The 22,413-nt window shown below is 53.9% G+C and carries 8 protein-coding genes; 1 reads left to right on the forward strand and 7 read right to left on the reverse strand.

The window, feature by feature from the left end; translation table 11 throughout:
• Position 1: 1 nt before the first annotated feature.
• From ELS82_RS08740 to ELS82_RS08755, 4 genes are read right to left on the reverse strand one after another with little or no spacing between them, the layout of a single operon-like run.
• Positions 2-2,938: a type I polyketide synthase gene (locus ELS82_RS08740; RefSeq protein ID WP_167489269.1), complete on the reverse strand. Its 2,937-nt coding sequence runs from the start codon at positions 2,936-2,938 to the stop codon at positions 2-4.
• Positions 2,939-2,952: 14 nt separating this feature from the next.
• Entirely contained in the window at positions 2,953-7,560 is a 4,608-nt protein-coding gene (locus ELS82_RS08745) for a condensation domain-containing protein (RefSeq protein WP_134835155.1), read from the reverse strand.
• On the reverse strand, positions 7,560-13,916 hold the full coding sequence (locus ELS82_RS08750; RefSeq protein WP_167489271.1) for a non-ribosomal peptide synthetase: 6,357 nt from the start codon (positions 13,914-13,916) through the stop codon (positions 7,560-7,562). Before ELS82_RS08750 ends, ELS82_RS08745 begins: the two co-directional genes overlap by 1 nt.
• Before the next feature lie 2 nt (positions 13,917-13,918).
• On the reverse strand, positions 13,919-16,210 hold the full coding sequence (locus ELS82_RS08755) for a non-ribosomal peptide synthetase (RefSeq protein WP_167489274.1): 2,292 nt from the start codon (positions 16,208-16,210) through the stop codon (positions 13,919-13,921).
• Positions 16,211-16,397: 187 nt separating this feature from the next.
• On the opposite strand from ELS82_RS08755, the gene ELS82_RS08760 reads away from it, so the two are divergent.
• Positions 16,398-17,753 carry an MATE family efflux transporter gene (locus ELS82_RS08760; RefSeq protein ID WP_134835158.1) on the forward strand — a complete coding sequence of 452 codons (1,356 nt, stop codon included), beginning with the start codon at positions 16,398-16,400 and terminating at the stop codon, positions 17,751-17,753.
• Between the two features lie 39 nt (positions 17,754-17,792).
• Here the strand turns inward: ELS82_RS08760 and ELS82_RS08765 are convergent, their stop codons facing one another.
• The 3 genes from ELS82_RS08765 to ELS82_RS08775 form a co-directional block, all read right to left on the reverse strand.
• A complete protein-coding gene (locus ELS82_RS08765) occupies positions 17,793-18,755 on the reverse strand; it encodes a helix-turn-helix domain-containing protein (protein ID WP_167489276.1) in 963 nt (320 codons plus the stop codon).
• A gap of 129 nt (positions 18,756-18,884) precedes the next feature.
• Positions 18,885-20,606 (reverse strand): ABC transporter ATP-binding protein, encoded by a 1,722-nt coding sequence (locus ELS82_RS08770; RefSeq protein WP_167489278.1) that lies wholly within the window; start codon positions 20,604-20,606, stop codon positions 18,885-18,887.
• A complete protein-coding gene (locus ELS82_RS08775; RefSeq protein WP_134835161.1) occupies positions 20,599-22,374 on the reverse strand; it encodes an ABC transporter ATP-binding protein in 1,776 nt (591 codons plus the stop codon). The genes ELS82_RS08770 and ELS82_RS08775 overlap by 8 nt, the downstream gene beginning before the upstream one ends.
• Between the last annotated feature and the right edge of the window lie 39 nt (positions 22,375-22,413).

A 22,413-nucleotide genomic window follows, 5' to 3' on the forward strand; every position in this document is an offset into this window, starting at 1 on the left:
GTCATTGGATGCTCTCCATCTCTTCGGGTTGTTCTTCCGCTAACGCCAGTAAGGTCCTCATAAATTGACCAAACGTGCGTTGATTTAAAAAACGGCTAATAGGAAACGACAGCCCGAGTTGTTTCTCGATCTGATCGCAAATTTGAATCGCCGCTAGCGAGTTGCCACCTAGTTCATAAAAGTCACTGTCCTGATAGATAGAAACACCATGGCCCAGTTCGGCCTGCCATAGGGCTTTGAGCCACAATGTCAGCTCATCGTCATCCTCATCGACGCGGGCAGCGGACGCCGCCTTGTCGACGGGATCACCGCACCAGACAACCCGGTGGGAGGCGTGATCACTCCAGTAACGAGGGGTATCAAGGCCAGACACCGGAATGGGCGCTTGTGGCGCGCGCTGTCCGTCAAAGTTCAAACGATCGCAACAGAACGCGAGCGCTTTGGCCTGTGCCAATAACGCATTTTCCTCGTGAGGCGAAAATGCCGTTGTTACTGAGCGTTGACTGAGCACCGCCTGAACCAGTGCGCTCAATACACTGCGTCCCCCACACTCAATCAGCGCCACGTCTTGAGCCCGCAGTTGCTCGAGCACCAAATCAAAGCGAACCGTCTCAGTCAGGTGGTTGACCCAATAGTCGGCATCGACGTGAGTCAACGTTTGTCCGGTTAAGGCACTGATCCACTCTCGCTGGATAGGACGGAATTCAACACGTTCACACGCCAAACGAAAGGTCTGCTTGGCCGCATCCATTTGCCTCGAATGAAAAGCGTGTGTGGTCTTCAATCGTTTCGCTTGATGACGACGAGCCGTCAATTCAGCCTCAAAGGCTTGAAGTGCCATCTCAGACCCCGCGACCACGCATTGCTGATCACTATTCACCACCGCCAGATCAATCTCAGCGGGCAATAACGGCAACAGCGCCTCACGACCCAAGCTCACCGCCATCATCCCTACGTCACCATGGCAATGGGCGTCAATCGCCAAACCTCGTTGGCAAACCAACCACACTGCGTGCTCCTGAGTCAGCGCACCGCTGAGTACGGCCGCGGAAAACTCGCCCAAACTGTGTCCAATCAAGGTGTCAAACTCGATCCCTTGCGCCATCATTGATTTCGCCACTGCAAGTTGATAGCAGAACTGGTAGTAATGCGCCCCGCCAGCATGGGAAAAGGCCAAGTCGAAAGCCGCCCCCCCTTGCCAAACCGCTGAGGCTGGAGCGATGCCCCATTCGCTCTCTAAAACCGCATCACACTGCTCGGTGACTGCCCGGAACGTCGGATCTTGCTGATAAAGTGTGCGACCCATCTCTGGCCATTGGGCTCCCTGTCCAGTAAACGCCAGCACCAATCGCTTCGCACCGCGTTTAATGGCACCGTCACTGATGGCCTGCTCAAGCGCTTGCCACGTGTCACCCACTACCGCGAGACGATGTTCAAAGTGGTGGCGATGATTTTGTAAGGCTTGAGCGACCGTATGCAACTCAGGCCCCGTTGGTGCCTGCTTTTTCAACCACGCTTGCCAATCGCGCAACTGACGCTGTAACGACGCTTCACTCGTGCCACTTAACGTCAGTACGCAGGTCGCTGGCGACGTTGGTATCGAACGGACGACGTGATCCCGTGTCGGCGCTTGTTCGACAATCACATGGGCATTCGTGCCACCAAATCCCAGCGAACTGACCGCCGCCCGTCGGCAGTCACACGCTGGCCAGTCGACGAGTTCACTAGGCAAAACAAAATGGGATGTGTCCAGCTTAAGGGCCGGATTTGGGGTGGTGTTCCCGGCATTGGGCACAATTTTTCCGTGATAGAGCGACAACACAGTTTTGATAAACCCAGCGATCCCCGCCCCCGCATTGGCATGGCCAATGTTGCTTTTCACCGCACCCAAGTACTGAGTGGCTCGGTTCCCTCCATAGACGTCACTCAGCGCGCGTATTTCAATCTCATCACCAAGCTGAGTGCCCGTGCCATGGGTCTCTATGTACTGAATTTGATCCGCTGACAGCGCCGCCAGTTGCAAGGCTTTCTGCATCACCGCAGACTGCCCCTCAACACCGGGCGCCATAAAGTCCATTTTGGCGCGGCCATCATTATTGATCCCAGCTCCACGGATCACGGCCCAGATATGGTCCCCATCGGCTACGGCGTCTTCGACCCGTTTGAGGACAACCGTCGCGACTGTATGGCCATTTAAAGTACCCGATGCATCGAGGCTGAAGGGGGAACATTGACCATTGTGCGACAGGATGCTGCCTGGTTGACGAACATACCCAAGATCTTGGGGAAAACTCAACGCCGCTCCACCCGCGATCATCATGTCCGCTTGATAGGTCTGAAGCTGCAAGCAGGCATTCGCGATCGCCACTAATGAACTGGAGCACGCTGTCTGGACCGTGAGCGCCGGACCGGTTAAGTTCAGTTTGTATGCCGCCCATGTCGCCAAGAAGTCGTTGCTGTTGCCCGTCAATACCTGCAACGCTTTCGCATGATGGTTCGCCTCCAAATGGGTGGCAACCGTCTCGCCCAAATACCCATTGGGGTTGCTGCAAGCAATGATGCCTGCATTGAGCGCCCTCAGTTTCATCGGGTTATAGCCCGCCTGTTCAATCCCAAGCCAACACGCTTGTAGGAATCGACGGCATTGGGGATCCATCGTCTCCGCCTGCACGTCGTTCATTTCAAAGGCACGCGCATCAAACTGATCCACATCCTCCATTGGCATCGACCACGGCACATAGTGCTCGTCTTGTGTCTTACTACTTGCCATGCCCATTTCTGTCGCGGTCTGCGGCGCCGTATATCGGCCAGCACTTTGGCCTGATTGAACAAGTGACCAAAGCTCATCAATGTTACGACAGCCGGAAAACTCTCCCGACATGCCAATAACAGCAATGGCACCCAATTCGGATAAGGTTTCAATCTCAGAGTGAGTCATATTTGTCGGCTCCATTACTTATTCATTCGTCGTTTAAAGCGTTGTTTGACTGAGGCGGAGCGAGACGTTGTGACACTCTGCGCCTCTGGGATCGGCTCGGAATCAGCCGAGGTTGAACGACCACGAGTTAACATCGCGCTCATCGATTGCAATGTCGGTGCAGCAAACAGATCCGCCATCGTGACATTCTCATACCCTAAATCGTGTTCAATATGATGGTGCAGCTTGTAGAGCAGAATCGAGCTGCCGCCCAGCTCGAAGAAACTTTGCTGGTCGGGGATAACGTCGCAGCCCAACAATTGCTGCCAGATCGCTCGTAGCGGGCCGACATCGACCGATTGTCCAGCTACACCCTCCGTCGATACCTGTGGTTTAGGCGCAGGGACAGCAGAGCAAACGGGCGCGGCACCGATCAGATAATCCCCTGCCGGTAACGCTAGCAGCGATGGCATCGCCTGAAGGCAATCTGCGCTTTGCAGCGCTTGCAGTCCAGCTCGGTTTAACGCGGCAATGTCCACTTCTCCGACCGACATCCCGGTTCCTTCCCATGCACTCCAACCAAACCAATATGCCCGTCGCCCATCCAGCCTTAGCTGTGCCACGACGCTGCGAGTGGCGGCTTGCGACACGTTGTATGACAGGCTCTGGTGCCCACCCCTGACCCCATTCAGCGAGCCAAACACAAACCACTCAGTGGCCACCGCGTCGTGATCATCAGTCAGCACATCAACCAACTGCTTCAACCCGCCCGCATTGACGGCTTTGATCGCAGCCAACGTCGAGCCCGTTAAGTTGTCTAAGGTGTCGCGCTGAAACTGTGCGGCCAAGTGATAGACTCGCCCCGGCGTTTTATCTAGGATAGGGTGACCTGCTTGAGCCTTATTCCACGCCGCTTTCAGCGACTCTTGCACGCTGAAGTCCACTGGGACCCAGCAATACTGATCTGGTAAGAAACGGGCGGTGATTTTCGGCTTAGAGCGAGAGAGTAAGACCACAAATTCTCCAGCGTCGAGCAACGCCTCTAGCAGGTGATGTGCGATGCCTCCTGACGCCCCCGTCACGACGGAATACGACGCGGTTTTCAGCGTAGCTGGCGTCGAAGCGTGTTGCCAAGGCAAGGCAAATTCACGCTCTTCAAACCCCGTCATGCCATCAAAATGGAGTCGTTTGGCTTGGCTACCCGTCGGCAACCGATTGGCTGACAACGGATCTCCACAGGTCACCACCTGTATCGACACCTGAGGAGCACGGGCCAAAAACGCCTGAGCCCAACGCTCTAACGGCGGTCCGGTCGCAATATCTGTCAGCAGGACGAGCTGGGAAATGGCGTTCTGGCTAAGTTTTTGCTCAAGGGCCGCCGTGTGCTGCGGCAAGGTGCCCATATCGTCCGCCGACAGCGCCACCACAGCACGTTCGCTCGCAGAGCCTCCGGCAAGAAAATCCCGCAGAGACACCGGGCAGACCGAGATCAACGTCGCATCAGACACAGGCGCAGGAAGTAACCTCGTCATCACAATCGGGTTGTCCTTCAACGTATTATTGTTAAACCAACGCTCAACCATTTTGCGACGCTGAATTTTGCCCGCGGTCGTTTTTAGAAAGTCCGTGCTCGCCAGCCTCACCAGTTGGGTGGGATAAAACTGCAACGTTGTCGCCAATTGTCGATGAATACGCTCATCCATATCCTGCTGCATCGCGGTCGAGGTAGCGACATAGAAGACCACCGCAGCATCCCCCTGATCTTGGTAGCCCACGGCCGCCACACAGGTCTCGTCTACCCCTGACACCGAACCGACTACCGCTTCAATGTCATGGTTGAAGAAGTTCATGCCATTTAACACTATGCTTTCTTGCAATCGCCCCGTCAGATACAGCTCTCCCCTCGCAATAACGCCGCAGTCACCCGTATCGAACCATCCGTCACCGACAAAGGCTTTGTCATTCAGCTCAGGCGCCGCGAAATACCCCATAGTGATCGAAGGGCCGCGCAGCTGCATCTTACCGACTTGGTATTCGTTGAGTACCTCATTGTGGTCGTTGACGATCCGAATTTCGGTGTTGGCCACCGCCTGGCCCAAGGAAACAAACTCACTGTGTCCGATCTGGGTATACTCATCCTGACTGTCTATCGCATAGCTGTGCAGGGATAGCACCTCACCAGGTGCCACAGGGTGCGTGGAGATCACGGTGCACGACTCGGCCATACCAAACGCGGGGGTTAAGACCCGCGGACGCAAACCCCAAGGAGTAAAGGTGTCGATGAATCGACGCACCGTGTCCGCCACCACCATTTCCCCCCCATTGATCAGTTCCTTGAGAGAAGACAGATCGTAACGCTCTGTGGCAGCGGCCGCCTCACTGGTCATTAACTTATAGGCAAAATTCGGACACCAGCTGTGCGTTACCTGATACGCGTCGATCAGCGCTAGCCACCGCAATGGAGACTGCAACACAAATGACGTCGAGACATGCACTTGCTCACAACCAAGGTAGGTGTCGCGCAGGTGGGTAAACAGCAAGCCACCCACATGATCAAACCCCATCCAGTTGAGAGAAACATCGCAGGAACGTTGGCCGCGGCTTTGCGTGATCAAGTCACAGTAGTCGACAATCGTCTGATGACTTTGTTGAATGCATTTACTTTTGCCGGTCGAGCCCGAAGAGAGTTGAATAATGCCCGCGCTGCCCGCGTCAATCGTCACATCTCGATATGGGTGAACTGGCCAGTCACTTGGCACCACAATCTGTGCCTCGCTCGCGAGGTGTTGCAGCCCTGAGAGCGCCTGTTTTCCCGCCGGACAACAGACGATCACCGCCTGATTGAGATGCGTGTAAGCATCGACGACTTTGGTCAAGCCATCCTGCGTTGCCACTTGAGGGGCGTTGATTGTCGCGGGTTGTCCCCCTGCCAAGACGACGGCCCAGAAATTCACCACATACTGAGCCAAATCGGCCGCGACAACGATCACTGGACAACCAGCATGTGACCAAGGTTTTCCTTGCTGTAATCGCCCAGCCGTCTGCAAGGCTTGTTGGTAGAGTTCGTCGTAAGTTAAGACACAACGCTGGCCACCGCTCTCCACAAACGTCAAGGGTTTCTCTGGGTGGGTGGACGCCGTCTTCTTGAGCATCTGCGCAAGATTTTGTGGGCGAGTGTCCGCCGCCGGGAGGCATGCCCCTTTTATCCAAGCGGGAGTCAGGGTGGGGTCGAACGTCGACGATAGTTCATTGAACGCCTGATCAAATTGAATAAGCAAGGTATCAATGTCGGCGTTTTCATACCAAGAGGGATCGTACTCGACATTGATGCTCAGCTGGCCGTTCAACGCCGCCATTTGTATCGAAAGTGGCAATTTCGCCTGCTTGTTCTTCACGACCTCAAGCTGATGAGGCAGCGCCGAATACTCAGGATCCCAATCGAAACTTTGATAGCCAATCACGACCTGTGTCAAGGGGTTCGGATGCGCTGTGCGGTGAGGCATCACCGCATTAACAATGTGACCAAATGGCACCCCTTGGTGAGTAATGCTGTCTCGCCACTGGGCTTGCACATTCGCCAATACCTGTTTGGCCGACGTGGTTAGCAGGTGATGTTGAGTCACAGGCACCACGTTATTGAAGTAGCCCAAACTGGCTTCCAAATCAGTGTGGAGATCACGATTGGCGACGGCCACCCCCAATACCATCCGGTTACAGCGATAGTGGCGACCCAGCGCCAAGAACCAAGCGGACAGCAAGGTGCTGAATCGCTCACTTGGTGCCACGCCACTCACACTCGCCTCGCTCAATTGGTGCACCACATGGCATGCCTCACTGCTGCTAGACTGCTTGCGACGCAACCAGTCGTTCTGTTTCGGAGCGCTCGTGAGCAACCCTTTCCAGTAGGCTAGGCTCGGCTGCCATTCGCCTTGATTCTGTGCTGCTTGCTGATGCTGGGCAAAACGATCGGCACCTAAGTTCTCTTCAGCCGCGACCGCGCCTAAACGCTGCCCATAAGCCTGATCCAACATCTGACGAAAACGCACAGAACTCCAGCCGTCCCAAACAATGTGATGCACCACCACCACTAGACGGCAAGCCTGCTCGGTCTCTACCCAACAGAACCGCCACAGCGGTGGTGCACTCAAATCGAACGGCACCTGACTCACCTCAGCAAGCCAAGCTTCATAATCGGGTTCATCCAGAGTGAGGGACTCAAACGGCACTGCCGACGTCTCGCAGCGATGCAACACAACTTCGCCCCCTTCGCATTGGAACCCACTACGCAGCGCCGGTTGCTGGACTTGAATATGCGCCAACGCCGCTTTGAGGCGATCGAGATCGGGCCTTTGCTCAAATCGTAACGAAAAACACAAGTTGTAACTGGCGTTGACTGACGCCGACTGGCACAGCAGATACAGGTTTTCTTGTGACACTGAACATTGCGGTTCAGCGGCCAATTCATGCGGCGTGGCCGATGCGTTGAGCAACGTCATCAACGCCGACTTATGGTTTTTCAGTAACTCAATTTCGTTTTTGGTCAGGGGGCGCGGCGCTTCATACCCCAAATTTCCATCGTCTGTAACATGCAGAGAAATGCCGTCTGCTCGCATCGACTGCAATAGCTTTAACGCGGTTCCCATTAGATAACACCTGTTTCTTTAATGCTTGATTGGACGGAAGGTGTCGTCACAAGCGTCTCAATTAATTCGGCCAATTCGCTGAGCACCAGTGCGTCATACACCAGCCCTAAACGCAGCGACAACCCGAAGGCTTGGTTTAATGCATTGGTTAACGAGTTCACCAACAGCGAGTGCCCCCCCAAATCAAAGAAGTGACTGTCGGGATCGCGGGGGCAGATCCCCGTCAATGCCTGCCACAACTCGGCAATCGCATTTTCTGTTTCCGTTAAGGCACGCACTGCCGTCGACTTATCGGGTTGCTGTTGAAGCGCTGCTGTCACGGCTTTGACATCCACTTTTCCGGTCGCCAGCAGTGGCATACTGCCCACACCACACCACACCTGAGGGCGCATATATCGAGGTAAATACTGTTCCGCCAAGCTCTGTAGCGCTCGAGAAGGCACGGTGTCCGGGGTATACATGACCCCAATGCGCTGTTCGTCGACCATCACCACAGCCAACTGGGTGAGCGCATCATGGGCCGCCAATGTCTCTCGGATCTCAGCAAGTGATACTTTTTGCCCACGAATCTTCACCAGTTGCTGCTGGCGGCCAACAAACACCACCTCGCTTGCGTCTAAAGCGGGATGCCCTCGGTGGATCTGGGCGATGTCGCCACTGGCAAAAATCGCTTCTCCAAGTGCATTACGCGGAAACGGTGTTTCACCCAGGTAGCCACCGATCACTTGCGGACCTGAGATCATCAACTCACCTTTTCCCCCTGCCGGGGTCAGCCCCCCCCAGTTATCTCGTAGCTCAATGCGCGTGTTAAAAAACGGCTGGCCCAAGGTCATGTATGGCTCACGCAAATCAATACGTTTTGCCAGAACATCGGCGGCCACTTCTGCGCTGCCATACACGTTCCACAGTTGTAGATCCGGCCAGAGGGTCTGTACCCGTCGAGCCAACGTCAGCGATAAGGTTTCACCGCTGAGCACCACCTGTGATAGTGAGCGATAAGAGGTCGCCACCTCCGGGTGTTTCTGACTGTGCTCAACCAGCGTTTCCATCAAAGAGGGCACCATGACTAAGCGGGTAATGTCATGATGAGCAATGCACTGAGCGAATGCCTCAGGATCGTACTGAGCCTGAGTAGGGATGAGGGCAAGAGGCACCCCTTTCAGCAAGGGGGTAAACACTTCCGCAATCGAGTCAACAAAGCTGATCGAGGTTTTAAGGGCACACACTTCGTTGGCGACAAAAGGCATCTGTTGCCAAGTCCAAGCGAATCGATTCAAGGCGCCCACCTCGGTCGCCGCCACAGCTTTTGGCGTGCCTGTTGAGCCAGAGGTGAAAGTCACGTACAGCAGCGGCTCATCGAGCGGATCTCTCGCGGCGACGCCTAAAGGTCCTAAATCACTGACGTGATTTGGGGCCACGTACGGTGCGCCAAGGTCAATATCGCTGAGCCCTAACACCAGATCGCATTCCGCGATGGTCACCATTTGCTCCAGTCGCCCGTTTGGCAAATTGGTCGCCAATGGCACATAACAAGCCGAAAGTTTGACGATCGCCAGCAATGACACCAACCACTCTTCACCCAACTCGAGGTGAACACCCACTCGGGACTGCGCACCAATCCCGACAGAGGACAGCCCTTGTGCCAGGATCTGAGCGCGCTCGTCGAGTTGGGCGAACGTGCGCGTTACATGCTCGTCCATATAAGCGGGCGAGTGCGGCGAAGTCTCAACAACCGATTGCCAGAGGGTTCGGATCGGCGTCGGGGTGCTCGGCAACGACGGCCCTTCGAGAACCGCCTCTTGGGGCTCGGAGTTGTAACAAAGCGAGCGCAGCTGAACCAACGGTTGGGCCAACATTTGGTTGAGTAAACTCTGGTATTGAGCCAACAACTGACGCATGCTCAATGCGGTAAACAGCCCCGTTCGGTAGACAAGGTTGATCCGACCACTGTCCTGACATAACTGGACATTCATCTCCAGCTCCGTCGCCAAAGCCACTTGTTCGGTCGGTGTCAGCACACAACCTAATTCACCATCGAGCGATTGCGAGTTATCCAGTACAAAGCTGATCTGGTAGAGCGGATGACGACGGCCCTCCCCCCCTGCGTCCACTTCACTGACCACCCGCTCAAAAGGCAGTGTCGAATGCTTCATCGCGGCGAGTAATGTCTGGGTTTGCTCTGCGATGAGCTGCTCTACGCACCAGTGCGCTTCGACACGCTGACGGATCGCCACATTGTTCAGGAATAAGCCCGGAATGCTTTGGATCTGGGCTGTCGGTCGATTCGCAACGTGCGTGCCAATCACCACGTCATCTTGAGCCAGATAACGACTGATCAAGAGTTGAAATGCGGCCATCATGACTGCAAATTCTGTGCTGCCATGCGCTTCGGAAAACGCGCGGATCGCACTGACGGTGCTCGCGTCCAGCAGCAACGCTTCGGTCGCGGCGGAATAATCGTCGTATTGAGGTACAAGCTGGGTCGGAAGCAAAGCCGAATCCTGATAGCCGTCAAGCTGACGTCGCCAGAATGCGAGTTCGTGTTCTGGTGCCGCGGCTTGCGACTCCCATTGGCAATAATTGAAGTAATCCGCACGTTCCGCCTGAGACGCATGCTCCGCACAATAATTGTCTTGCCATGCTTTCAGAAGGACCTGCAATGACCAGCCATCAAACAGGGCATGATGCACCGTCAATAGCAATTCATGGTGCCCATCCTCGTGCTTGACAAGCCGAGCTCTCCAGCCAAGACCAGCCGCAAGATCCAACCTTGCCTGCGCTTGTTCACGACTCATCGCTTCAATCGCCGCTTCGTTAACCGGTGAGCGCTCGACGCTGACAGATGGCCTCTCCATCATTCTCGCCCAGCGGCCCTCAACTAAGATCGCCTGAAACACATCGAACTGCGATAACGTGCGTTCTAGCGACGCTTGCAGCCGCTCTAACTCACAGCCGCGACGCAGCGCGATTCGAAACGGCAGGTTAAACAGATGTGGCTGCTGGCTCATTTGCTCCACAAAGCAAATGCGTTTTTGTCCTTGCGACAGTTCCGCGTCCTCGAGGGGCTCGTCTGAAAGCGTTAACGCTCCCGCCTCAGCCTTGTCCGCCATCAACGCGGCGTGTTGTTTGACCGTGCGCAGCTCAAACAAACTGACGACCGAATGTTTATCGTGGCCCTGCGGGAACATCAGTGCAAACAGCTCAACCGCCGCCAGCGAGTGACCGCCGAGTAAGAAGAAGTCGTCGTGTGGGGTTTGAGGGGCTCGACCGAGTACTTGTTCCCACAAGACGGCAACGGCTCGGTGCTCAGGTCGCGTTATCTCAACTTGCGCCAGGTGCTGTGCAACTAGCGGCTTGCCAGCCATTGAGCTCAAGACCGACTTGTCGACCTTGCCATTGGCGGTCAATGGGACACATTCAACAACAAAATACAAAGAGGGGATCATTTGCGCCGGCAATCGAGCCTCAAGCTGCGCGTTGAGCGACTCGACCTCCGGGAGGTGCCCCTGCTCAGGCACCAAGTATGCCTGTAGCTTGTGACCATCCACCACCACTTGGGCTTGCTTTATCGCGGGATGACTTTCCAGTACACGATGTATCTCCTGGGATTCAATCCGATAACCACCGACCATGACCTGGTCATCTTGTCGCCCGATAAACTCGATGAGACCATCTGAACGATAGCGACCAAGGTCTCCCGTTCGGTAATAACGCTGACCATCCTTTCCCTCAAAGAACTTCTCTTGCTCGAGCTCAGGTCGGTTAACGTACCCAGGTGTCACCCCGACCCCACTGCAACACAGCTCGCCCTCGACCCAATTCGGGCAGTCTCGCCCGTGTCGATCGAGGATCCGGTACTGGTTATTGGCGATCGGTTGACCATAGGGCACACTGGACCATGTGTGATCAAAGGCAGTGACCTCATACATGATGTTCCACAACGTCGTCTCCGTCGGTCCACCAACGGAGACCAAGCGGGCGTTCGGCAACATCGCTTGCATGTCTGAGTGAGTCGAAAGCGGGATCCAATCGCCGCCCAAGAAAGCCACACGGACCGCGTTGAGTGACGTCGATGGTGTCTGTTTTAACGCCGCGAGCAACATTTGCATCAGCTGTGGGACACTGTTCCAACACGTCACCCCGTAATGTGCCATCTGACGCAGCCAACGCTGCGGATCACGATAATCTTGCGAGGCAGGGCACACCAACGTCCCCCCGGTTTTCAGCACTGCCAGTAGATCGAACCACGCCATATCATGGTGCAGTTGGGTCAGTCCGAAGAAAACGTCCTGCTGATCAAACTGGAAGCGTTGAATGGTCGCATTCACTGCGTTGTGCATCGCAGCGGCGGCGATTTTGACACCTTTCGGTAGCCCTGTTGAGCCTGAGGTATAAATAATTAACATGGTCGCTGACGGCGTTTGCTGAGGGCGCATGACTTCATCCGTCGCCGTGCTTGCGATCTCGATAGCGCTCACCCGCATTTGGGCGGCCAACTCACGATACAAAGGCGAACACAAAACCAACGGCGCTTGCGTATCGTCAGCAATAAACTGAAGACGAGCGATAGGATTAGAGCCATCTACGGGGACCGCAATGTGACCCTGATGGTGGATAGCCAAATACGCTGCTATTTGCTGCCAGCCTTTCTCTGCCATGATCAAAATAGGCTGATGAGGGGCCAGCGCGCAGGCCGCAATCTGACTGGCGAGAGCATTGACCCGAGCCGCCAATTGGGACCACGTCAGTTCACCTTGAGCACACGCGACCGCCATCCGGTTTGGGTAGTGTGTCACCGCTTGGCTCAGATCAGCCCAAGCATCGCCTTGCAACAAAGCGGGCTCTTGGCTCAGCGCCATCGGTACGACTTCAGGTAAGCGTGCCTGTGTGGATGCCTCAAGCAAGCCGAGAATGTTGTCGATAAACGCTTTGAACATTTGCCCGACTTGATCGGGGTAGAACTGATCGTCCCTAGCGTCCCAAAACAGGTACAGGCCATCTCGACTTTCATGGTACTGGCAATCAATCTTTACCTGAGGTGTCTGTGAAATCGCGTATTCCAAGCGGCCCAATTGCTGGAGTGTGTCGATAAACGACTGCTTTTCGCCACTGGGGGTGACCCACTCCGGCGCGTTAGTAAACACAAAAGGCATGGTCTGAACACTGTCCGTCAGCGCGTTCCTTTTACGCAGGATCTCGACGCCCGACACCCCAGCTTCAACGCTCTCTAGCACCGACCGTTGGGCCTGCTCAATGCGGCGACGACGATCCATCGTCACACCAAAATCGAAGCCCACCAACGAAAAGGTGGCGAATTCGCCAATGATTTGTTGGATCCTCGCATCGTCAGTATTGCGATTGAATCTCGGCACATTCACGGTGAATCGATCATCGCTCGACCACAGGTGGAGCACCTCAGCATATAAGGTCAGCAATGTGGCCGCTAACGTCACGCCCTGACTGGCACACCAGCTCTTAAGCTGCTGCGTCTGGTCGTTCGTCAACCAGCGTTCATAGCGCTGGAATACCGGTGCTGTGGACGAACGCCGCCTCTCCGGAACAGTGGGAGCAGCCGGTAATCGTTGAGCTTGGTGGTCAATATACGCAATCTGTGCTTGACTGAGTGCGCCGCCAACGTGACACGAGTAATCGCGAAAGGTTAACTCGATCGAAGGCAAAGGCTGTTCACCACGATACAGCTGCAACCACTCCTGAAAGAGGATTTGGTAACTCCACCCGTCGATACACCAGCAATCTAAGCTCAGACACAAGGTTTGCTTGTCGCGCGACGCCACAACCTCAAATTGGTGCTGGGGCCATTGGGTCAGATCATAATTAGCATGGGACAAACGCTGGCGCGTTTGAGCCATAACCTCCTCGAATCGCCCCTCCGCCTCTACTACAGTGAACGGGGGAACGGTCACCGTTTTGAGTACCTGTTGGTGTCCGTCTGGTGTCACCACCGCACGCAGCATATCATGACGCTGGACCATGGTTGCCCACGCAGCGTGTAACTTATCCATATCCAGCGCGTTGGCTTCGATCTCGAAATAGAGGTGGATGGCGACGCCTCCCCCCTCGACTGACTGACTGCGACCTAACCAATAAGCCTGCTGGTTTTCATTCAACGCAAAGGGCTCGAAGCGCTGCGCGTCTGACGAGACGATCTTGTCCTGGTTCTCCACTTCGCAGAAGTAATCCAGAAATGGGCGTTTATGGGCTTTGATCAGAGCCACCGTCTCTGGGTCAAGCACGCCATTCTCGCTCGACACTTTTAACTCACCATGCCTCGCTCTGACTCGGATCCCTTGCTCTTTCAGTTGTTTTAATAGAGAAAATGTCTCGTTATGATTCATAGTTAAAACGTCCATTCTTGTGTCGTTTCGTCTTGTGTTTGATTCCATTGCTGCAGTTCCACCCACTCACATATCGCCTTCGGCGATGAGTTCTCGGCCAAAAAAGACAACTCAAGACGATGAGCAAACGTCAAGCGAAGTTGGCTCAGGAGCTGCATTAAGTGCAGTGAGTTACCACCGAGCTCAAACAGGGATTTGTCACGGTCTCCGACCGGGGCACACAACACCGCTTCATAGATCGCCAAGACGGTGTGCATTGTCTCTGAATGCGGCTCTTCTAAGACAGGCCGAGGGGTCGGTTGGATAAGCGCGTCCAAGGCGTTCTGATCCACTTTGCCATTTGGGTTAAGCGGGATCGTTGCCACACGAAGGACAACCGCAGGCTGCATGTAGTGCGGCATATGAGCCACAGTCCGCCCCACGTCCGTCACATCCCCGCCATCAACACTGGTGTAAAAGGCCTGGAGTTGACGTTTGACCGGACACATACGTACATAAGCCGAGGCCACCTGCTCATGAGTCCGCAGCGCCGTCTCGATTTCACTCAGCTCAATGCGGAAACCATTGAGTTTGATCTGTGAGTCCACGCGTCCGACAAACTCAATCTCTTGCTCGGCCGACACGCGCACGTAATCCCCAGTCAAATACCCTCGCTCACCGTTAAACTCGATAAATTTCTGCTCGGTTTGCGCTTTTGCACCAATGTATTCCGTAGCAAGCCCATCGCCAAAGCACACCAGTTGACCCACTTTGCCGTGCGGGACAGGCTGCAACGCGTGATCGAGCAGAGCGACTTGGGTGCCTTTGACCGGTTTACCGATCGGCAGATCTTTCCCCTGTAGAGCGAGACAGGGATCCACCACATGCGTGGTAGTAAAGATCCCGTTTTCTGTTGGGCCATAACAGTGGATAAACTGCGTGGATGGCGCTTGTGCCAGCGCGCGGTGCACATGAGGCATGGAGACTTTTTCGCCCCCAAACATCACATAAGACAATGTGTCAAACACGGGGACAGGCGCATCAGCAATACGATTGAACAGTCCGGAGGTGAAAAATGACGTGGTGACGCCCAACCCGCGCAGCGTATCCGACAAGATCTGGACATCCAGCACTTCGTCTTTGTCCAATATCGCGAGCGTCGCACCGTTATATAGGGCCCCCCATAGCTCCAAAGCCGACGCATCAAACGCAGGATTGGCGATATAGCTAAACACTTGCTCTGACATCGAGCCTAAGAAATCTGGCTCGGCAATAAGCCTCGCAATCGCCTGTCCCGGCAAAGCGACGGCTTTCGGCAACCCTTCGGAACCCGAAGTGAAATACACATAATTCGGTTTGTTGAGCGCGAGCGGAGCTGCTGGCAGCGTCGCATCAGGCAACGGCGCCTTTAACAGGGATTCAATATGGATTAGCGCGCTATCGCAGCGCAATACACGCGCTTTTTCACTCGCCGTGATCACACACTGGCACTGCACAATGGCGATTTGAGTCTCCACGCGCTCCAGCGGCGTATCGTAGTAGATCGGCACCACCGGACAACCCAGACCATGGCAAGCGAGTGTAGCCACTATTTGCTGCACGCCCCTTTCCAGGTACAGCGCAACAGGAAGGCCAGATTGACAATGACCAGCCAGATGAGACATCAACACCTCAACCCGAGTCAGCAGTTGCGCATAGGTCACGGTCAGTTGAGTTGAGACAATGGCGGGGTGATCAGGGCGGCAACGCGCGTGGTGACGAAACACGGAATACAAGGCCTCATCAGACGTCCACTCATTGGGTGGCCCCATCAACCAAGTCCCCTCTTTCCCGCCGGCGCTCTGACAGTGCTCAACGAACAGCTCAATCTCTTTCGGGTCATAGCCTGGCGAACAGTGAATCATCGCGTCACCATCAAGCGTCATGATCAGGACATCGTATTCGCTGCCAAGCACCTCGTGCAGCTCGCCGGCCGCTCGTGCATCAAAACTGATCAGAGTACGGATATGTCGCGCTGGTGATTCAATGGGTTCAAAACGAAACCGCTGAATCACTTGTTGCTCCAATGACCATTCCAATGAGGCGATGTACCACTGCGAACTCAGCAGCACATTGCAAGCCAAATACCCTTGCCCTGTCATAGTGCCACCCACCGAAAGAAGGTGACGAACCTGATCTTGAGGGTCTCGCGGCGACAAAGACAGGATCGGATGCAAACTTAAGCCAGACTTGTCCGCCACTCGGCGCCCAACAGGCAGGAGGAAATAGTGCGCGTCCTGGTCGCTTGGAAGGAGCGAGATTTGTTCTGCTAACACGTGAAACATCCCTGTAATAATTTTTAAAAAAGGAGCTTCAGGTTAAACAAATATCTCTCAAATGCTAATGATATACATTATCAAATCCGTGCGGTGAATATTTTGCTCCGCATAATGACAAAAACATTATTGTGCGCATGCCACAATAGCCAAGTCTAGTGAAACCACTTAAACCACGGATCAAGAAATGAAGAAAAAACCACCGATATATATGGCCTTAATAAAGCTTGCTTTGCCATTAATGTTTATCCAAATCTGCCAAGCTTCGCTGGGACTGGTCGATACCCTGTTGGCTGGCCAGTACCATTATCGAGATCTGGCCGCTGTTGGCTTAGCCAGTAACATTTGGACGCCCATCGCCATCCTGATCACCGGCATCATGTACGCGTTGGTCCCCAAATTTTCCGCCGCAAATGGCCAACAAGATCCGGCAGCCGGTGCCAAGTTGCTGGCCCTAGGAAAACGCAACGCCGCGCTGCTGTCTTTGTTCGGCTTCTGTCTGGTGCAGGCGTTCGCCTTCTCCGCTCCCTATCTCATCGCCGCACAGGACGTCGCAAAGATCAGTCAGAACTATCTTCATGTTGTGGCGTTTGCGGTGCCAGGCCTCACTTATATGGTCCTATACCGCTTTTTCAATGAAGGGCGCGGCAACATGCGACCCATCGCGCTCACAGGTGCCCTGCTACTGGTGGTCAATAGCGCGCTGAACCTCGTCTTGGTCAACGGATATTTGGGCTTTCCTCAGCTAGGAGGCTTAGGCTGCGGTATTGCCACCGCCATAACGACGTATTGCGCACTGGCTGGGTTGATTTTCTTATCCCGACGCTCGCTACGGGCCCTAGGTCAACCCGCGGCTCAAGCCGCTCCTGGCGAAGCACAACGTTTACTGGTCGAAGGCTTACCGATCGGTATTGCCCTCGTCCTCGAAGTGCTTGCGCTGACGGCGTTAGCCTTCTTCGCATCCGCACTGGGCACAAAAGTGGTGGCGGCACATCAAGTCGCTATCAACATTGCCATGGTGGTGTTTATGATCCCGGTTGCAATCAGTAGCGCCGCCACCATTCAGGTGTCCCATTACCGTGGCCAGTCTCTCCCCTCCGAATCCAAACGCGCTGGCCTCGCTGCACTGACGATGGCCACCCTGTATGGTGCCATCATGACTGGCGTGATCTTAGCCTTTGGCCAACACATCGCCCCCTGGTTTAGTGACGATCCCGAAGTGGTGGCGCTCATCTCAAGCTTGATCCTCTTTATTGCCATGTTCCAATTGGTGGACGCGATACAAATGGTGGCGGCAGGCATCTTACGTGGATTGGAAGAGTTCGTTAAACCCTTGGTGACGGTGTTGTTCGTCTATTGGATTGTCATTATTCCCATCAGCTATTTCATCGGGGTCAAAGGCTGGCTGGTTGAGCAGCCCAATATCGAACAAATCTGGCTCTTGCTCACCTGTGGACTGACGTTTGCGGCCCTGCTGCTTGGGGCGCAAAGCTACCTCCAGCTCAACAAAAACCTCCTCAACCCGGAGCTCAAGACTGCGTAAGTCAAAAAAAACGGCTCAAGTATCGCTTGAGCCGTTGGTTTATTCCGCATGGACCGACTTGCGCCGATATTGTTTCGGGCTGCACATATACTGCTCTTTGAATTTTTTCGAGAAATGACCGACGTGTTTGAAGCCAACTCGATGCGCCACTTCCTGTACCGACAGATCACCGACCGCCAACAATTCACCCGCCTTTATCATTCGTTTATTGGACAAAAAACCATACACAGTTTCACCAAAGACGATCTTAAAATTCTTTTTGAGTTTATTGTCGTTAATGCCCACTTGGCGAGACAACTCAATCAGAGACGGGGGCGACTCCATCCGCTCTTCCATGATCCGCGCCGCCAGTTGAATGCAATCCATGTCTCTTGGGGTCATACCACAACACACCGTTACCTCTCGATGCATATTGTGGTACAGCAGGGCCAATAGCTCCAATACCTTGCCCTGGAGATAGAGGTTATTAGCGGTTTTCCCCAATTTAGAGCGGAAAATCTCGTCGACATTCTTAATGATATCGGTCGTCACCGGAACGGATTCAAAGCAATTCAGATCAAAATGTCTATCTGCGTCATCCTCAAACAGTGACTTCATCATCGACTTGGGCACACAGAAGTTGATGAACTTGGTCCGAGAGGTATCGTAACGAAAGTCTAATTCGCCTTGATGACAAACAAAAAACAGCGCTTTATCCTTGTCAATGGTGATCGACTCGGATCCACCAGAAACTCGCACCTCCACTTGCCCTTCAATGGCTAAACACGCACCAAAATAGTCTTGTGCGGCCTCCGTAAAACTGGTGGGATGCTTGAAAGTCACGTCGCTGTAAGTGATGTTGAGTCCCGGCGCTAGCTCGACGATATAACCATGACCTAAGCAAACCTCTTCATCAAGCTCGACTTTTGTGGTGGCGTAGTCCGCCAGTCGATTCTCACCCCCTCCTTCATACCCTGTACACATTTTGAAGGCGGACTCAACGTTACTTTCTATATAGGCCATGATGACATCTCTTAGCATTAATCTCTTTTGAGCAATCAATGAAAATACTATAAATGATAACGATTATCAATTAAATTAAGAGCTATACAAACACGAGAATTTCCATTTTAATCGAATAAAAACAATTATTTAAACTTTCCAACCTTGCGATTTCAACTGGTCATTCCACAAAGTTTGGTACACGTATGACGTTTTAATCAGCGCTTCATGGCAACCGACCGCTTCGATTTGTCCGGACGCCAACACCACGATTTGGTCCGCTTTCACCACACTGGACAGATTGTGCGCCACAACAATCACGGTTTGGTCTTTGACCAACGCCGCGATTGCTTGGTGAATAAGGGCTTCATTACCCGCATCCAGCGCAGCCGTTGCCTCATCCAGCAGCACGATCGGCGCATCTTTTAATAAGGCACGCGCTATCGAAATACGCTGTTTTTCCCCTCCAGAAAGCCTCATCCCTCCTTCACCGACCACGGTTTCGAAGCCATCGGGTAAACGCTGAATGAACTCCCAACACTGCGCCTGACGACACACCTGCTCAAGTCGTGTTGCCGAGACCTCTTGGCCCATCACTAGGTTACTATAGATGGTATCATCGAACAGATAGACGTCCTGAAACACCATGCTGACGCGCTCTGCGATCTCCACTTGGCTCATCCCCTTGATGTCCTGATCGCCAATCGTGATCCGCCCTTCATCCGTATCCCAAAATCGCGCGATCAGACTGAGCAGGGTGGATTTCCCCGAACCTGATGGCCCAACAATGGCAGTAACGGATTGCTCTGGAAACACCATATTGAGGTGCGTAAACAAGGGGGTACCTTGATAGCCAAAACACACATCGGTGAACACCACTTCGTGGCCAGATCGCTCCGCCGTGATGGCCGTATCGGCTTTCAATTCTTGTTCTTTTAATACCCCCTCAATACGCGCCATTGATACCTTAAAATACTGAAACTGAGACAATAAAATCGCCAATTGAGTCAGGGGACGATAAAATTGCATTGAAACAAGTAAAAACAGCAAGAATACCGTCAACGAAAGCGTCTGCGTTCCCATCGAGTAGAGACCAAAAAGAATAAGACTGGCAAACCCTGCTTCGGAGAAAATGATGAAAGCCGCAGGCGCCAAGCTGGCCCCCATTTCGTATTTGAGATGCGCATCGCGTGCCCGCTTCATTTTGTCGCGAAGCGCGAGCAGTTCGCCTTCCGCTTGACCGTAGGCTCTCAACACCCGTATACCCATGATGTACTCAAAGACCGCGCTGCTCAGCGTATCCGCCGCTTGAAAGAGCTGCCCTTTGCCTCGTTGCGTCAGCCGCGTTAGCCACACAAACAGAGCGGTTGCCAGTGGAAACCCGACCAACATGCTCAGTGATAAACGCCAGTCGACCACCAACAACCCCAGCAGGATCAAGAGCAAAACACAAGCAATACCCAACACATAGCTGATCACATGAGACAGCGTATGCTCGGAAAACTCAACGTCCTTCAACAAGGTATTATTCAGGGTGCCTAAATCCAGTGAAAGCAGCGTTCCCAGAGGGATACGGGTGAGCTTGTGCATCAGGTTGGTTCGCATCGTGTAGCCTGAGCGGCTGCTGAAGGCACTGTGAGTGACTAACGTGCTCCTCACCGCCATCAATCGCGCCAGCAGGCACACGACAATCACACCACAATACAACATCAGTCGCGTATCAGAAGGCGTCGGCTGCACCATTTCTGTCAAGATGAAAAAGACGCAAAAATTGGGCACCGCCATGGTCAGCGCATCCCCCATCGCCACTGCGATGTTTTTGCCAATGGTTGCCTTCGAGCAACCCGATAATCGCATGATTTGATTAAGCACAGTCGACCTCCTCGTGCTGTGTCTGCTGACCCATTGACCAAGTTTGTGCCTGCTGGCTGACCTGCCACATCTCGGCATACCACCCCGCTCGCTCGATCAATTGGTTGTGCGTTCCTCGGTCTGTCACGGCTCCGTTCTCCATCACCAAGATTTGATCGGCCGCTTGTATCGTCGCGAGGCGGTGCGCAATGATGAGCACTGTTTTTCCCGCGATCAGTGTGTTCAATGCGCTTTGGATTAACGCTTGGTTGGTCGCGTCAGAATGCGACGTCGGTTCATCCAAGACCACAATCGGTGCATCTTTTAATATCGCGCGAGCAATGGATAAGCGTTGCTTCTCTCCCCCACTCAGTCGGATCTCTTGGCCGACAACCGTGTCGTAGCCATCCGGCAATCGACAGATAAAGTCATGAGCATTGGCCGCTTTTGCTGCTGCAATCACCGCTTCCATCGGGTAGTCTTTGCCCATGGTCAGATTGCTCATGACCGTTTGTGTAAACACAAAAGCATCTTGGTAAACCAGTGCCATGGCGTCCATACGCTGGGCTTCAGACAACTGAGACAAGGGCTGCCCACCAATGAAAATTTCCCCGCTCTTGAGCGGCCAAAAACCCGCTAATAATGCGGCCAACGTGCTCTTACCGGCGCCCGACGGGCCAACAAGGGCCGTCAGACTTCCCGCCGGCAAACTCACACTGACTTGGTTGAGCGCAGGCGTGTCTTGCCCCTCGTAAGCAAAATCGACCTGCCTGAAGGCGATGTCAAAGTTGCGTATTGGCGTTTCACTCACATTCTCCGCCAACTTAGGCAGGGTCACAATATTGATAAGGCGCGCGACCCCCTCAAACACTTGCCCGAGATACGTTCCGAGCAAGGTGAGAGTAAAGAGCGGCTCTAGCATGCCCACCCCAAGTAAAATACACAGCAAGAAGCTCGACACACTGAGTGTGCCCTGTGACCAAAAATACAGCCCACAGGGCACCATAAATACGAGGCCAGAGCCCAATACCGTTTTGAATAACGCAAACGGCCAACCCGCACTCTGAGTCCAGGATTCGATATACTGCTGATGACTTTGGATATCTCGATCCAACTGAGTGTATGAACGTTCGCCGATACCAAACAAACGCACAACGGGCATGGCTTTGACGAATTCTGTCACCGATCGATTGAGCTTCTCCACCGACTCATGGTATTGCTCTGCTTTCGACTGATAGTCGCGAAACAACGCCATCTGACACAGCAGGGCCAATGGGATCGGGAGCAGGGCTATCAGCGCCATTCTGGCGTCAATCACCAACAACAAGCTGAATGTCGTCAAAGGGATCACCACGGAAGCGACCAAATCCGGCAGCTGATGCGCAATGAACACTTCTATACGGTCAATGTCTTCCGTTAGGTTTTTTTTCAGCTCACCACTGGTTTTTTGACTAAAGAATCCCAGCGTTGTCTTGGCAAGACGATCTAAGGCAGAGCGGCGAATATGGTATTGGATATGAAAAGCGCAATGGTGAGACAAGTACACCGACGCCAGTAAGCACACATAGCGACCAAGCATCAAGGCAAGTGCCACCATCGACAACCACCACAAGTGTTGGCCCCCATCCCCGGCAAGCAGGTGATCGACGATCAAGTAGACCACATAATAGGGGCCTAACGCCAAGACTGCCGCCGTCAGCGATAGCACAATCGCCAGCCAGAGCATCCACTGATGTGATTGGCATTGACGAAACAGCCAGGTTAACGGATGTACCGTGCGTTTTTGCATAATGATTCCCTTAAACACAAAGAAGGCAGCACATCACGT

The organism is Vibrio ouci (genome assembly GCF_004551525.1).
Lineage (GTDB): Bacteria > Pseudomonadota > Gammaproteobacteria > Enterobacterales > Vibrionaceae > Vibrio > Vibrio ouci.